The sequence below is a fragment of the Pelagibius marinus genome (genome assembly GCF_014925385.1).
In the GTDB taxonomy this organism is placed as follows: Bacteria; Pseudomonadota; Alphaproteobacteria; order Kiloniellales; family Kiloniellaceae; genus Pelagibius; species Pelagibius marinus.
Window position 1 is genome coordinate 316112 of sequence record NZ_JACSDK010000001.1, and the last position, 15149, is coordinate 331260.

Sequence of the window (15149 nt, forward strand, 5' to 3'; positions counted from 1 at the left end):
GTTCAGCCGCAGTTCAGCGAGGCGACCATGCCCTCGGCATGGCCTTCGTGGACCTTGAAGGTCACCAGGGCGTCGGACAGCAGGTCCTTCAGCTCCGGCACCGTGGCCTGGGGAATGAAGCTGCCTTCAACGGTCTGGTTGACGACCTGGTGATAGCCCAGCTCGTTGGTCGCGTAGGCGCAGTCGAAGGCCTGCCCCTTGAGGGCGACCAGCTCGGCGCGCTTCTGCCCGGCGCCCTTGACCAGAGCGCGGCTCAGGTCGTTGTCCTGGGGCGTCACCTTCAGCTTGGTGATCAGCGCCACGGCCTCGTCGTTCACCGCGCTGTGGTCGCGGATCATGGTGGCGGCGAAGTCGCGCACCGTCTCGTTCTCCGACAGGGCCAGCGCCAGGTGCGCATAGCGGATATCCAGGTTGCCGGCGGTGTAGGCGCTGTGGGCAATCTCCAGGTCGTTCATGGCTTTTTCGTCGGCCGAGGCGCAGCCCGCGGCGGCGACGGAGAGCACAGCGACGGTGGTAAGAAGCAATCTGCGGGGCATCTGTCTTTCCTTTTCTTGGGATAAGGGGATGCCTTGCCCGCCGCGCGGTCGGCGGCGCGCGGGGCGGGCGGTCCCCCCCCCCTGTCTGTTGAGACTCGGAAGTCAATTCCTGCCGACAGGGCGAAGCTGGGCCCGGAGGGACGATCAATCAATCTAGGCAGGAGAATGCGGGACTAGCGGCAGCTTGTTCGGGACGATCTGCAAAGAATCGCCGGTCTATGACCTCAGGCGCTGCGGCGCCGGTAGGCGGAGGGCGCGACCCCGAACTTGCCGGTGAAGGCCCGGCTGAAAGCCGCCGGCGACTTGTAGCCGGTCTGGCTGGCGACCTGCTGCACGCTGCTGGCGGGGCTGCGCTCCAGCAGCGCCAGGGCTTTCTGCAGACGCCAGTCGGCCAGGTAGGCCATGGGCCCCTGGCCGACCAGGGCGCTGAAGCGTTCGGCGAAACGGCTGCGCGACATGCCGACCTCGCCGGCCAGGCGGTCGACGGTCCAGGTCTCGCCCGGCTGCGCGTGGATCAGCTGCAGGGCGCGGCCGACCTGGCGGTCCCGGAAGGCCTCGACGAGGCGCTTCAGCTCCTCGCACTGCTCGACGCCGATCCGCAGCACCTCGATGAAGACGATCTCCGACAGGCGCGTGACCGCGGCGGTGCTGCCGATTTCCTCGGCGAACATGCGGCGCGCCACCAGGCGCAGCACCTCGTCCAGCCAGGGCTCGCGCGCCCGCATGGCCGCGGTGACCACCAGGGCCTCCGGCAGGGCGCGCAGCAGCGGGTGGTCGGCGGCGGCGCGGAAGGTGAAGTGGCCGCAGATCAGCTGGGTCGAGGCCTGCGGGTCGCCGTGCCCGACGACCAGCGCGCCCTCGCCGTCATAGCCGCTGTCCTTCAGGACGGTCTCCAGGTCGCTGGCATGGCGCCCGGCGCTGTCGGCCAGCACGTGGCTGCGCCCGCCCGGGATCAGGATCAGGTCGCCGGGGTTGAGCTCCAGCGCGGCGCCGGAGGCGAGGCGGACGTGGCAGCTTCCCTGGACCACCAGGTGAAAGCGCGCGGCCTGCGCATAGTCGGGCACGGCGATGGCCCAGGGGGCCGAGCAGTCGGTGCGGAAGTAGAGCGCGCCCTTCAGCTCCAGGGTGTCGAGGATATCGTTCAGAACGTCCATAGCGGCGGTGATCCCGGCCAATTCTTTGCGCCGCGTCCTGTCAGGAAGGACGCCAGCACATGAATTTAGGGCGTTCAGCGGGATTGGAAAGGGCGGGGTATCAGCGGGCTTCCCTGACCCGGGTCGTGCGGGCGGCGGACTTCTTGGGCGCCGGCTGGCGCTCCGGGCGGGCGCCGGCGCGCGGCTGGGTGCTGGCGCGGGCGCAGAGATGGAAGCCCAGATCGACGACCTTCTCCTCCGGCGGCTCGCCGGCGATGGTCTGGGCGATCATGTCCATGGCGGTGACGCCCATTTCATAGCGCTCGGTCGCCATGCTGGTGATCGGCGGCTCCGCCGCCGCCGACATCTCGAAGTCGTTGAAGCCGGCGATGGCCAGGCGCTCCGGCACCGCGATGCCCATGCGCTGGCATTCGAAGAGCGCGCCCAGGGCGACATCGTCGTTGTTGCAGAACACGGCGTCGATATCCGGGCGCTGCGCCACGATCTCGCGCAGCAGCTCGCAGCCGACGCGGACCGAGGAGGGCGCCTTGGTCTGGACGACGAGGCTGTCGTCGTCCAGGCCGTGCTCGGCCATGACGGCGCGGTAGCCGGCCATGCGGCGGTTGCTGCGCGGGTCCAGGCGGGCGGCCAGACAGGCGATGCGGCGGTAGCCCGCCTCCAGCAGGTGCTCGGTCATGGCCCGCCCGGCGGCGGGCTGGTCGAGGCCCACCATCATGTCGAAGGGATCGGGCCCCAGCTCCATGATCTGCACGATGGGCAGCTTCGCGGCGCGCAGCATCTCGGCCGCCGCCGCCGTCTGGTCAATGCCGGCCAGGATCAGGCCCGCCGGCGACTGACTGAGGAACAGGCGGATCAGGCGTTCCTCTTCCTGGGGCGAATAGCGGGTATTGGCGAACTGGACCTGCAGGTCGGTCTTCTCGGCGCGGTCGTGGATGCCGCGCAGCACATCGGCGAAGACGGAGTTGGTCAGCGAAGGGATGATCACGCCGACCACGTTCGTGCGCGCCGAGGCCAGGGCCCGGGCATGCAGGTCGGGGACATAGTCGAGGGCCTGCACCGCCGCGGCGATGCGCTTGCGCAGCGGCTCGGAGACGCGGGCCGGCTCACGCAGGGCGCGCGAGACGGTGATCGGGCTGACCCCCGCTTCCGCGGCCACGTCGGCAATTGTCGTACGGCCCTTTTTGCGTCGTGTCATGCGTACCCCTTGGTCAATCCCCCTGGTCATGGCGCCGCATTCCACCACTTTCCGCCAGGAAAGGCCAAATTGCTAGCGCTATCACGAATCTTCTTTCGGTTGGCTGTTCTGCGCGGCTGCTTCCGGCGGTCCCGGTGAGCGCTGCGGCGGGTGGCCACGGCGGGTTTTCCACCGGCCGTTCCGGCCGCCCCGCTTTCGGCCCTTAGATTTCGGTGCAGGAATGGTTTAGCGTGTGATTCAGGTGGTTTGCGTCGCCGCCGCGAGAGTCGGCGCCGCCGCCGCCCGGCAGAGTCACAGCATCACCGGCTAAGCAGACAGTCCATAAACTGCGGCAGGGGGAGAACGTCATGGCAGGCAAGAGCGCGCAAGCGCGGTCCCGACTCATCAGCCAGGTCGCGCAGGCGGTGGGCAAGCGCCTCAGCGCGGCCAAGGCCAAGCGCGCGGAAGTCTTCGTGCGGCAGTTCTATGCGAACGTGCCGCCCAGCGACCTGCGCGGCGAGTCGGCCGAAAACCTCGCCGGCGGCGCGCTGGCACTGTGGGACAGCCTGCAGCAGCGCCCGCCCGGCAAGGCCAGCGTGCGCGCTTACAACCCCGATCCGGAAACCGACGGCTGGGAGTCGTCGCACAGCATCATCGAGATCATCAACGACGATATGCCCTTTCTGGTCGACTCGGTGACGGCGGAGATCAACCGCAACGATGTCGAGGTTCGGCTGGTCATTCACCCCGTCGTCTCTCTGCGCCGCGACGCCAAGGGCAAGTTGCTGGAACTGATCGATCCCAAGTCCAAGGAGGCGGCGAAGCCCAAAGCCGGCGCCCCGGAGATGATCGGCGAATCGGCAATGCAGATCCAGATCACCGAGCAGCCGGACAAGCGCCTGAGTGAGATCGCCAAGCGCATCGAATCGGTCCTGCGCGACGTGCGCGCCTCGGTCGAGGACTGGAAGACCATGCGCGAGCGCTGTCGCGAGGTGATCAAGGAACTGGAGACCAAGCCGCCGGTGCTGCCGGTCGCGGAGATCGCCGAGGGCCTGGAGTTCCTCAGATGGCTGGACGACGACCATTTCACCTACCTGGGCTATCGCGAGATCAGTTTCGAAGGCCGCGGCGGCAACGCGGTCACCAAGATCCACAAGGCGCGCGGCCTCGGCGTGCTGAGGGATTCTGAGGTGCGCGTCTTCGATGGCCTGCGCAATCTCGGCAAGCTGCCGCCGGATGTGCGCGACTTCGTACGCCAGCCCCAACTGCTGCGCATCACCAAGGGCAACCACCGCGCCACGGTGCACCGCTCCGTGCCTCTGGACACCATCGCGGTGAAGACCTTCGACGCCAAGGGCAGCGTCACGGGTGAGCGTCTCTTCGTCGGCCTCTTCACCTCCATGGCCTACTCGCGCTCGCCGAGCGACATTCCAATGCTGCGCCAGAAGGTCGAAGCCGTCCTGCAGCTCTCCGGCTTCTCGCCGCGCAGCCATGACGGCAAGGCGCTGACGCACATCCTGGAGAACTATCCGCGCGACGAGCTGTTCCAGATCTCCGTCGAGGAGCTGCACCAGATCTCCGTCGGGGTGCTGCACCTGCAGGAGCGTCAGCGCACGGCGCTCTTCGTGCGCCACGATCCTTTCGAGCGCTTCGTCTCCTGCATGGTCTACGTGCCGCGCGACCGTTACGACACCACCCTGCGGCGCAAGATCCAGATCCTCCTGGCCGAGGCCTACGACGGCACCTGCACCAACTTCTCCGCCCAGATGAGCGACGAGGCACTGGCCCGCCTGCACGTCACCATCAGAACAAATCCGGGGAAGATTCCCGCGGTCAAGCTGCCGCAGCTCGAGGCCCGGCTGGAGGAAGCCTCGCGCTCCTGGTCCGACCTTCTGGAGGATGCCATGGTCGCGGCGCTCGGCGAGCAGCGCGGCATCCGGACCTGCAGACGCTTCGAGCGGGCCTTCCCGCCCAGCTATCAGCGCGACTTCGCCGCCGAGGTCGCGGTAGAGGACATCGGCCACATCGAAAAGGCGATCGCCGAGAACGATCTCTCGATGTACCTCTACCGTCCCGCCGGCGCGCCCCCGCAGGTGCTGCACTTCAAGATCTACGTGCTCGACGAGCCGGTGCCGCTCTCCGACATCCTGCCGATGCTCGAGAACATGGGACTCAAGGTCATCGGCGAGGTGCCCTACGACATCGAGCTCGGCGACCGCAAGGGACCCATCTGGATCCACGACTTCGACATGGTCAGCGATGGCGGGGTGTCCATCGACCTGGAGGCTGTGCGCGACGCTTTCCACGAAGCCTTCGCGCGCATCTGGCATGGCCACATGGAGAATGACGGCTTCAACAAGCTGGTGCTGCACGCCGGGCTGACGGCGCGCGAGGTCATCGTCCTGCGCGCCTACTGCAAGTACCTGCGCCAGGCGCGCATTCCCTTCAGCCAGGACTACATGGAGGCGACGCTGGCCGGCAATGCGAAGCTGGCGCGCAACCTGGTCGACCTCTTCCTGGCGCGCTTCGATCCGGCCAAGGCCAAGGACTCGGCCCGGCTCGGCAAGAAGCTGGTGGCCGAGATCAACGCGCAGCTCGACCAGGTCTCCAACCTGGACGAGGACCGCATCATCCGCCGCTACCTGAACCTCATACTCTCGACCCTGCGCACCAACTTCTTCCAGCCCGCCGAAGACGGCAGCGAGAAGACCTACTGCTCCTTCAAGTTCGACTCGCGAAACATCGAGGAACTGCCGCAGCCCCAGCCGCTGCGCGAGATCTTCGTCTACAGCCCGGCGGTGGAGGGCGTGCACCTGCGCTTCGGCATGGTCGCGCGCGGCGGCCTGCGCTGGTCCGACCGACCGGAGGACTTCCGCACGGAAGTGCTGGGCCTGGTCAAGGCGCAGCAGGTTAAGAACACGGTCATCGTGCCGGTGGGCTCCAAGGGCGGTTTCGTCATGAAGCAACCGCCGCCGGCGGAGGCCGGGCGCGATGCCTTTCTCGCCGCAGGCATCGAATGCTACAAGACCTTCATCCGCGGCCTGCTGGACATCACCGACAATCTGAAGCGTGGCCGCGTGGTGCCGCCGAAGAAGGTCACGCGCTACGACGGCGACGATCCTTACCTGGTGGTCGCCGCCGACAAGGGAACGGCGACCTTTTCCGACATCGCCAACGGCGTTTCCGCGGATTACGGTTTCTGGCTGGACGACGCCTTCGCCTCCGGCGGCTCGGCCGGCTATGACCATAAGAAGATGGGCATCACCGCGCGCGGCGCCTGGGAATCGGTGAAGCGCCACTTCCGCGAACTGGGCAAGGACTGCCAGAAAGAAGACTTCACCTGTATCGGCTGCGGCGACATGTCGGGCGACGTCTTCGGCAACGGCATGCTGCTGTCCAAGCACATCCTGCTGATCGGCGCCTTCAACCACATGCACATCTTCGTTGACCCGACGCCTGATCCGGCGCGCAGCTGGCAGGAGCGTGACCGCCTCTTCAAGCTGCCGCGCTCGGCCTGGACCGACTACAACCCGGAACTGATCTCCAATGGCGGCGGCATTTTCGAGCGCAGCGCCAAGTCCATCAAGGTTACGCCGGAGATGAAGAGCGTTTTCGGCATCACCAAGGACAGCGTCACTCCCAACGAGCTGATCCAGTCCATGCTGCTGTCGGAGGTCGAACTGCTTTGGTTCGGTGGCATCGGCACCTACATCAAGGCCGGCGAGGAGAGCAACCTCGACGTCGGCGACCGCGCCAACGACGCGCTGCGAGTCAACGGCAAGCAGGTGCGCGCCAAGGTGATCGGCGAGGGCGCCAACCTGGGCGTCACCCAGCTGGGCCGCATCGAGTACGGCGGCGCCGGCGGGCGCTGCAACACCGACTTCATCGACAACTCCGCCGGCGTCGACTGTTCCGACCACGAGGTCAACATCAAGATCCTGCTGGGCGACGTGGAGCAGGCGGGCGACATGACCCGCAAGCAGCGCGACAAGCTGCTGGAGAAGATGACCGACGAGGTCGGCGAGCAGTGCCTGCGCGACAACTACCTGCAGAGCCAGGCGATCACCGTCACCCATCAGCTCGGCGGGCACCTGCTGGACCGCTTCGCCCGCTTCATGCGGGCGCTGGAAAAGGACGGGCTGCTGAACCGCCGCATCGAGTACCTGCCCGACGACGAGGAGGTGCTGGAGCGCATGAAGCGCGGCGAGGGCCTGACCCGGGCGGAGGTCGCGGTGCTGCTGTCCTACTCCAAGCTGGTGCTCTACGACGACCTGCTGAGGTCCGATCTGCCGGACGACGTCTACTTCGCCGCCGACCTGGAAACCTATTTCCCCAAACCGCTGCGCGAGCCCTACGCCAAGCAGATCGAGCGCCATCGACTGAAGCGCGAGATCGTGGTGACGGTGGTCAGCAACGACGTGGTCAACCGCGTCGGCATCAACTTCGTGCACGAGGTGCGCGAGAAGACCGGCATGCCGCCCGAAGAGGTGGTGAAGGCCTACATCATCGCCCGCGAGATCTTCGGCATGCGCGATATCTGGGCGCAGATCGAGGCGCTGGACAACAAGGCGCCGGCCCTGGTGCAGTCGCGCATGCTGGTTGAATGCGGCCGCCTGATCGAGCGCGAGACCGTGTGGTTCCTGCGCGAGATGGGAATGCCCCTCGACATCGCCGCGGAAGTCGACCGCTTTGGCGAAGGTATCGCCACCCTCGTCGGGCGTCTCGAATCCCTGCTCTCCAAGACGGACCTCGCGCTGCTCGACCAGCGCCAGAACCAGCTCGTCGAACAGGGGGCGCCGCAGGCCCTGGCGCGCCGTGTCGCCAGCCTGGCGATGCTGGCGCCGGTCTGCGACGTGGTGCGCATCGCCGCCACCCTGAAGCTGCCGGTGGAAAAGGTCGCAGAGGCCTACTTCACCATCGGCGACCGCTTCGGCTTCGACTGGCTGCGCCGCTCGGCCGGGTCGCTGCCCACCGACACCGCCTGGGACAAGCTGGCGGTCTCGGCCATTATCGACGACTTCTACGGTCACCAGAGCGAGTTGACCACGCGGGTGCTGAACGGCAGCGGCGCCGGAAAAGGTGGCGCCAAGGGCAAGGCCAGGGCGGCGGCGACCGACAGGATCATCGCCGCCTGGTCTGAAGGCCGCGCGCCGCTGGTGACGCGCACCGATCAGCTTCTGGAGGAGCTGAAGTCCTCCGGCACGCCGGACTTCGCGATGCTGGCGGTGGCCAACCGCCAGCTCAAGTCGATGGTGTCGGGCTAGCGGCGCGGCGACTTGTTCGGTCGCGCTTTGTCGCGGCAGGCGGGGAGGTTTCAGATGGTTTCCGCTGCGCCAGCCTCCTCGCTTCAGGAGCCCGGTCCGCCCGCCAGCCAAGGGGGCTGGCAGGGGCGCCGCGGCGCCGCCGTCGCCTGGTGCCTCTATGACTGGGCCAATTCTTCCTACCCGACGGTGATCATCACCTTCGTCACCGCCGCCTACTTCACCCGCGCCGTCGCCGAAACGCCGGAGATCGGCACCGGGCAGTGGGGCCTCATGCTTTCGCTGTCGGGGATCGTGCTCGCGGTCATGGCGCCGATCTTCGGTGCCATCGCCGACCAGGGCGGCGGGCGCAAGCCCTGGATCGCCGTCTTCTCGCTGGTCGCCGTGGTCTGTGCGGCGGGGTTGTGGTGGATCGAGCCCGACCCGCGCTTCGTGCTGCCGGCTCTGCTGCTGGTCGCCGTCGGCAACACGGCCTTCGAGTTCGGCCATGTCTTCTACAATGCCATGCTGCCGGAGATCGCGCCGAAGAGTCACCTGGGGCGGCTGTCCGGCTGGGCCGGCGGGCTGGGCTATGTCGGCGGCATCGCCTGCCTGGCGGCCAGCCTCTTTCTTTTCGTGCTGCCGGAGGTGCCCATCTTCGGCCTCGACAAGACGCGGGCCGAGGAGGTGCGCATCACCGGCCCCTTCGTCGGCCTGTGGTTCGCCGTCTTCGCCCTGCCGCTCTTCGCCGTGGTGCGCGAGCGCGCGCGGCCCTTCAAGACGGGGCGCGCGGTGCGCGACGGCCTGGCCAGCCTGTGGCGCACCCTGAAGCTGCTGCCCGAGCAGCGCCAGACCGGGCGCTTCCTTCTGGCGCGCATGCTCTACACCGACGGGCTCAACACCCTCTTCGCCTTCGGCGGCATCTATGCCGCCGGCAGTTTCGGCATGAGCTTCGAGGATATCCTGATCTTCGGCATCCTGCTGAACGTCACCGCCGGCCTCGGCGCCTTCGCCTTTGCCTGGATCGACGACCTGGTGGGCGCCAAGTTCACCATCCTCTTTTCGGTGGCGGCGCTGGTGCTGTTGGGCGGCGCCATCCTGCTGGTCGAAAGCCAGTTCTGGTTCTACGTCCTGGGCTGCGGCATCGGCGCCTTCATCGGCCCGGCGCAGACCGCCAGCCGTTCCTTCATGGCGCGCATCGCCCCGCCGCAGCTGCACGCCGAGTTCTTCGGGCTCTATGCGCTCTCCGGCAAGGTGACGGCCTTCCTCGGCCCGGCGCTGGTCGGCTGGGTCACGGTCTGGGCCGACAGCCAGCGCGTCGGCATGGCGATGATCCTGCTGTTCTTCCTGGCCGGGCTGGCGCTCATGTGGGGAATCCGCGATCCCCAGCGGCCGGCGTCCTAGCTGCTTGTTTCAGCAGCAGGGCTGGCGCCTGCCGGAAAGGCGCAGGCCGCGCAGGCTGCAGCCGCCCACCAGGTGGCGGAAGACCCGGCGGAAGCCGTCGCGCAGGGCCTCGCCCTGCAGGCGGCGGCCACGGGCGACCAGGCGCTCGATGTCCCGGCGGGTGACCTCTGCGCGCGCGAGCGATGCGGCGCAACCGCGCGGCGGGAAGGCCAGGACGCGCGCCGGGCCGTCGGGAGTTTGTGTGTGGGGGCGGGGGATCATGGCTCGGACCTCCTTGAAAGCCGCCGGCAAGGCCGCCGGCCGGCTGTGGACAGGTTCTGAAGGTAGGCCCATTCCTATGAATTGATAATTCAGCCCACTAGAATATCATCTGTTCCAGATTGGCATTAATGGGGCGACCATGGACACCCTCGAAGGGCTGCCGGTTTTTGTGCGCGTGGTGCGGGAAGGCAGCTTCTCCGCGGCGGCGCGGGTGCTGGAGCAGACCCCCTCGGCGGTCAGCAAGCAGATCGGCCGCCTGGAGGACCGCCTGGCGGTGCGCCTCTTCAACCGCACCACCCGACGCCTCAGCCTGACCGAGGAAGGCGCCGCCTTCTATGAGCGCGCGAGCCGCATCCTCGCCGACCTGCAAGACGCCGCCGAGTGCGTCTCCAGCCTGAAGGCGGTGCCGCGCGGGCGGCTGCGGGTCACCCTGCCGACGGCCTACGGCATCCTGCACCTGCTGCCGGCCCTGCCCGACTACATGGCCCGCCACCCGGAAGTGACCCTGGAGATCGATCTCAACGACCGCTTCGTGAACATGATCGAGGAGGGCTTCGATCTCGCCCTGCGCGTCGGCGACCTGGAGGATTCGAGCCTCATCGGCCGCCGCCTGGCGGCCAACCGGCGGGTGCTGGCCGCGGCGCCGGCCTACCTCGCCGGCCGCCCGGCGCCCGAGCGCCCGGAGGATCTCGCCAACCACGACTGCCTCGTCTACACCTACCGCGCCCAGCGCCACGACTGGCACCTGGTCGACGAGGCGGGCAACGAAAGCCTCGTCTCCGTGGCCGGCAACCTGGAGACCAACAATCCGATGATGCTGCGCGAGGCGGCCCTCTCGGATCTGGGGGTGGTGCTGCTGCCGCTGTGGATCATCGGGCCGGACCTCAAGGCCGGACGCCTGGAGCGCATCCTGCCGACGCACCACTGGCCCGACAGCGCCATCCATGCGGTCTACCCGCCGGGGCGGCACCTCTCCGCCAAGGTACGCAGCTTCGTCGATTTCCTGGTCGAGCGCTTCGCCGAGTAAGCGGCGGCGCCGGGGGGCGCCGGGGCCGGGCGGTCAGATGGGGCCGGCGGAGGGCGCTTCGCTGTACTTCCTCACCGCGCGCTCGATGTCCTGCAGCAACTCGGCGCCGACCTTGCCGCCGTCGCCGCGCACCTGCTTGTTGAAGACCACGCGCAGGGCATCGATGTGCGCTTCGATCAGTTTCAGGCGGTTGTCGGTGACCTTGCCGCGGGTATCCAGCGTCGCGTCGTAGAGCGACTTGCCGAAGGAGGTGATGAGCGGATAGTCGAAGATGCCGCCTTGGCCGCGCAGCTCGTGGGCGATCTGGTTGATGTTGACGATGTGCTGCTTGGGCTCTTCCTCTTGCTTCACCAGCGCCTTGTAGGACCGCGCCATGGTGTCGAGGTAGTTCTTCACCCAGACGGCGTAGTCGCCGACCATCTCCTGGATGCGGTTCTCGGCCGCCTGGATGACCAGCGGGTCGAAGTCGATCTGCCCGCGCAGCGCGTTGGGACCCAGCTTGTCGCGCAGGCGATTGGCCGGGCGGAAGTAGATGGCGCGCACGTCGTCGCGCAGGGTGCGGATGTTGGAGCGGGCGTGGACCACCTGGATCTGCGAGGCCTCGGTGACGCGGCGGTTCTTTTCCGGCTGGCTGTAGTCGTCGGCGTAGCTCCAGCTCGTCGGCCGGTCCTGCCGGCGGCGGTCGGGGCCGAAGTAGCCGGGGGCCAGCACGTACTGGCGCGGGTTCTTGATGACCTCGACGATGCGGTCGCCCAGGCTCTTGGCTGAGAAGGGCTTGGCCAGGAACTCCGACACGCCGGCGTCGCGCGCCGCTTCGACGATCTGCTGGTCGGCGGCGCCGGAGACCATGACGAAGGGCACGAAGCGGTCGGGCGCCTGCTTGCTGGTGCGGATCCAGCGCAGGAAGAGAGCGCCGTCCACTTCCTCCATCACGAAGTCGGAGAGAATGATGTCGATGGTGGCGAAGCCGGCGCTGACGGGATTGCGGCGGCTCTCGCTCAGCGCCTCGATGGCGGCGGTGGCCGAAGACCGGGCGACGATGTTGCTGATGCCGAGCATGCGCAGGGTGGAGACGACGAGGTTGCGCATGAAGGTGTTGTCGTCCACCACCAGGATGGTGATGTTGTCCCAATTCAGCTTCAGCATGGTGATCCTGGGTCTTGCGGCATGGACTATTCAACAGGGAAGAAAAGCGGATCCCGGGCACTGGCACGCGCCGCATACCACATGGAATGATTTGGCGAAGCGGCGCAGCGCGTTGATTCGACGGCGCTATTCATCGCGCCGCGAACCTATGCCAAATATATGAAGATTTGCCTACAATTTGTAGGTGCTTATGCGGCCGCTATTGCCGTAATTGGTGAGAAGACGCCGTACCGGACTTTGCGGCGCGGAGGGACCGCTTCGTCAGCCGTGCGCTTTGGGCTTGCGGGGTTCGCTGTATTTCTTCACCGCGGTCTCGATGTCCCTCAGCAGGGCCGCGCCGACCTCGCCGCCGCTGCCCCGGATCTGATTGGTGAAGACCAGCCGGATGGCGTCGATGTGCGCCTCCAGCAGCATCAGCCGGTTCTCGGTGATCGTGACGCTGCTGTCCGAGGTGGCCTCGTAAAGCGTCTTGCCGAAGGCGGTGATCAGCGGATAGTCGAAGATGCCGCCCTGGCCGCGCAGCTCGTGGGCCACGGTGTTGATGGTCACCAGGTGCTTGTGGCTCGCACCTTCCTTCCTGGAGAGGGCGCGGTAGGCTTGCTGGATCTGGTCGACGTAGCGCTTCACCCAGAGCGAGTAGTCGCCGACCAGTTCCTGGACCTTGGACTCGGCCGCCTGGACCACCAGGGGGTCGAAGTCGATCTGGCCGCGCAGCGCGTTGGGCCCCAGCTTGTCGCGCAGGCGGTTGGCCGGCCTGAAGTAGATGGCGCGCACGTCGTCACGCAGCGTGCGGACGTTGGAGAAGGCATGGACGACCTGGATTTCCGACGCCTTGGTCACACGTCGGTCCTTGCCGTCGTGGCCGGAGGCGCCAGCGCCGGCGCCCCACAGCGCCGGGCGGTCCTGGCGCCGCCGGTCCGGACCGAAGTAGCCCGGGGCCAGGACGAACTGCCTGGGGTTCTTGATCACCTCCAGGACGCGGTCGCTCAGCGACTTGGCCGAGAAGGGCTTGGCCAGAAACTCCGTCAGGCCGGCGTCGCGAGCGGTCTCCACGGCCCCCTGGTCGGCCGCGCCGGACACCATCACGAAGGGCACGAAGCGGTCCGGCGCATCCTTGCTGGTGCGGATCCAGCGCAGGAACAGCAGTCCGTCCACCTGCGCCATGACGAAGTCGGAAAAAATGATGTCTATGCTGCCGATGCCCGCGCTGACCGGATCCTTGCGGCTGAGCTTCAGCCGGTCGATCGCGTCGCGGGCGTTGCCCATGTCGGTGACGTTGGTCAGGCCCAGGATGCGCAGGGTGGAGACGATGAGGTTGCGGATGAAGGCGTTGTCATCGACGACCAGGACGTTGATGTTGTCCCACTTCAATTTCGGCATGGCAGGTGCTGGCGACTCGAGGCTGGCTGAGACAGGCGGCGGGGGTGCCGAGGACTCAGTCTTTATTTGGGTTCGTTGGCGCGATGCTAGCGGCGAACCCTGAACATCAGCCTAAAGCCTGCCACAAAGCCGCAGGGATTGCTCTCGGGTATATCGATCTAGTGGCGGAAGTGGCGCATGCCGGTGAAGACCATCGCCAGGCCGGCCTCGTCGGCGGCGGCGATAACTTCTTCGTCGCGCATGGAGCCCCCCGGTTGAATCACCGCCGTGGCGCCGGCTTCGACCGCGGCCAGCAGACCGTCGGCAAAGGGGAAGAAGGCGTCGGAAGCGACCACCGATCCCTCGGTTTTCGGTGTCTGGCCCTCGGGCGCGGCCTCGCGCGCCTTCCAGGCGGCGATGCGCGAGGAGTCGACGCGGCTCATCTGGCCCGCGCCGACGCCGACGGTGGCGCCGTCGCGCACATAGACGATGGCGTTCGACTTCACGTGCTTGGCAACGCGGAAGGCGAAAATCATGTCGGTCAATTCGCGCTCGCTCGGCTGGCGCTTGGTGACGACCTTCAGCGCCGCCGGGTCGAGGCGCCCGTTGTCGCGGCTCTGGGCCAGGAAGCCGCCGGCCAGCGGCATGGTCACCATGCCCGGCTCGGAGGGATCGGGCAGGGCGCCGGTGACCAGCACGCGCAGGTTCTTCTTCGACGCCAGCACCGCCTTGGCGGCCTCGTCGACCTCCGGGGCGATGACCACCTCGGCGAAGAGCTTGGCGACCTCCTCGGCGGTGGCGGCGTCGAGGCTGCGGTTGACGGCGATGATGCCGCCGAAGGCGCTGACCGGATCGCAGGCCAGGGCCTCGGCATAGGCCGCGGACAGGCTGTCGCGGCTGGCCACGCCGCAGGGGTTGGCGTGCTTGATGATGGCCACGGTCGGCGCCTCGAACTCGGCGACCAGCTCGAAGGCGGCGTTGGTGTCGTTCAGGTTGTTGTAGCTCAGCTCCTTGCCCTGCAGCTGAGTGGCGCTGACCACGCCGGGGCGCGCCGGGCCGGCGGCGTAGGCGGCGGCCTGCTGGTGCGGATTCTCGCCGTAGCGCAGCTCCTGCGTCTTGCGCCCGGCCAGGGTCAGGCGGTCGGGAAAGGTCTCGCCCTGCTCCTTCGCCAGCCAGCCGGCGATCATGGCGTCGTAGGCGGCGGTGTGGCTGAAGGCGGTCTTGGCCAGGCGGCGGCGCAGGGTCGCGCTCACCGCACCGCCGTTGGCGCTCATCTCCGCCTCGACCGCGCCGTAGTCGGCCGGGTCGGTGATGATGGTGACGAAGTCATGGTTCTTGGCCGAGGCACGCACCATGGCCGGACCGCCGATGTCGATGTTCTCGACGCAGGTGTCGTAGTCGGCGCCGGAGGCCAGCGTCGCCTCGAAGGGGTAGAGGTTGGAGACCACCATGTCGATGCCGGCGATGGCGTGCTCCTGCATGGCGGCGAGGTGGCCCTCGTCGTCGCGGCGCGCCAGGATGCCGCCGTGGATCTTGGGGTGCAGGGTCTTCACCCGCCCGCCCATGATTTCCGGGAAGCCGGTATGGGCCGCCACTTCCACCACCGCCACGCCGGCTTCCGCCAGCGCCTTGGCGGAACCGCCGGTCGACAGGATCTCGACCCCCTGGCCGGCCAGGAAGCGGCCGAAATCGGCCAGGCCCGTCTTGTCGGAGACCGAAATGAGCGCGCGCTTGATCGGCGTGGGCGTGTCGACAGGCATAGGTAGGCAGCTCCCCTGCAGGCGGTTGTCCTAGACGGTGGACCGAACGTCGGTTCGGAGTGGTATGGAACGAATGCCGCGGTTAGTA

General features: G+C 67.5%; 10 protein-coding genes. 3 read left to right on the top strand and 7 right to left on the bottom strand.

Going from position 1 to position 15149, the window contains the following annotated elements; translation table 11 throughout:
- Nucleotides 1–2: 2 nt before the first annotated feature.
- The 3 genes from H7X47_RS01550 to gntR all read right to left on the bottom strand — a co-directional run bounded on the left by H7X47_RS01550 (nt 3) and on the right by gntR (nt 2885).
- Complete coding sequence (locus H7X47_RS01550) at nt 3–536, bottom strand: DUF4142 domain-containing protein (RefSeq protein ID WP_193366849.1); 534 nt, start codon at nt 534–536, stop codon at nt 3–5.
- 224 nt (nt 537–760) lie between these two features.
- Nucleotides 761–1690: an AraC family transcriptional regulator gene (locus H7X47_RS01555; RefSeq protein WP_193366850.1), complete on the bottom strand. Its 930-nt coding sequence runs from the start codon at nt 1688–1690 to the stop codon at nt 761–763.
- A 100-nt stretch (nt 1691–1790) separates the two neighbouring features.
- Nucleotides 1791–2885, bottom strand: a complete 1095-nt coding sequence (gene gntR, locus H7X47_RS01560) for an HTH-type transcriptional regulator GntR (RefSeq protein ID WP_193366851.1) — start codon at nt 2883–2885, stop codon at nt 1791–1793.
- 347 nt (nt 2886–3232) lie between these two features.
- Here gntR and H7X47_RS01565 point away from each other — a divergent pair, with 347 nt between their 5' ends.
- A complete protein-coding gene (locus tag H7X47_RS01565; protein WP_193366852.1) occupies nt 3233–8128 on the top strand; it encodes an NAD-glutamate dehydrogenase in 4896 nt (1631 codons plus the stop codon).
- A gap of 54 nt (nt 8129–8182) precedes the next feature.
- Complete coding sequence (locus H7X47_RS01570; protein WP_193366853.1) at nt 8183–9508, top strand: MFS transporter; 1326 nt, start codon at nt 8183–8185, stop codon at nt 9506–9508.
- A gap of 9 nt (nt 9509–9517) precedes the next feature.
- On the opposite strand, the gene H7X47_RS01575 is transcribed toward H7X47_RS01570, so the two are convergent.
- Nucleotides 9518–9769 (bottom strand): hypothetical protein, encoded by a 252-nt coding sequence (locus tag H7X47_RS01575; RefSeq protein WP_193366854.1) that lies wholly within the window; start codon nt 9767–9769, stop codon nt 9518–9520.
- A gap of 139 nt (nt 9770–9908) precedes the next feature.
- On the opposite strand from H7X47_RS01575, the gene H7X47_RS01580 reads away from it, so the two are divergent.
- Nucleotides 9909–10796: a LysR family transcriptional regulator gene (locus tag H7X47_RS01580; protein WP_193366855.1), complete on the top strand. Its 888-nt coding sequence runs from the start codon at nt 9909–9911 to the stop codon at nt 10794–10796.
- A gap of 33 nt (nt 10797–10829) precedes the next feature.
- Here H7X47_RS01580 and H7X47_RS01585 read toward each other — a convergent pair whose 3' ends face one another.
- The 3 genes from H7X47_RS01585 to purH all read right to left on the bottom strand — a co-directional run bounded on the left by H7X47_RS01585 (nt 10830) and on the right by purH (nt 15061).
- Nucleotides 10830–11942, bottom strand: a complete 1113-nt coding sequence (locus H7X47_RS01585; RefSeq protein WP_193366856.1) for a response regulator — start codon at nt 11940–11942, stop codon at nt 10830–10832.
- 261 nt (nt 11943–12203) lie between these two features.
- Entirely contained in the window at nt 12204–13322 is a 1119-nt protein-coding gene (locus tag H7X47_RS01590; protein WP_193366857.1) for a response regulator, read from the bottom strand.
- A 158-nt stretch (nt 13323–13480) separates the two neighbouring features.
- Complete coding sequence (gene purH, locus H7X47_RS01595) at nt 13481–15061, bottom strand: bifunctional phosphoribosylaminoimidazolecarboxamide formyltransferase/IMP cyclohydrolase (protein ID WP_193366858.1); 1581 nt, start codon at nt 15059–15061, stop codon at nt 13481–13483.
- Between the last annotated feature and the right edge of the window lie 88 nt (nt 15062–15149).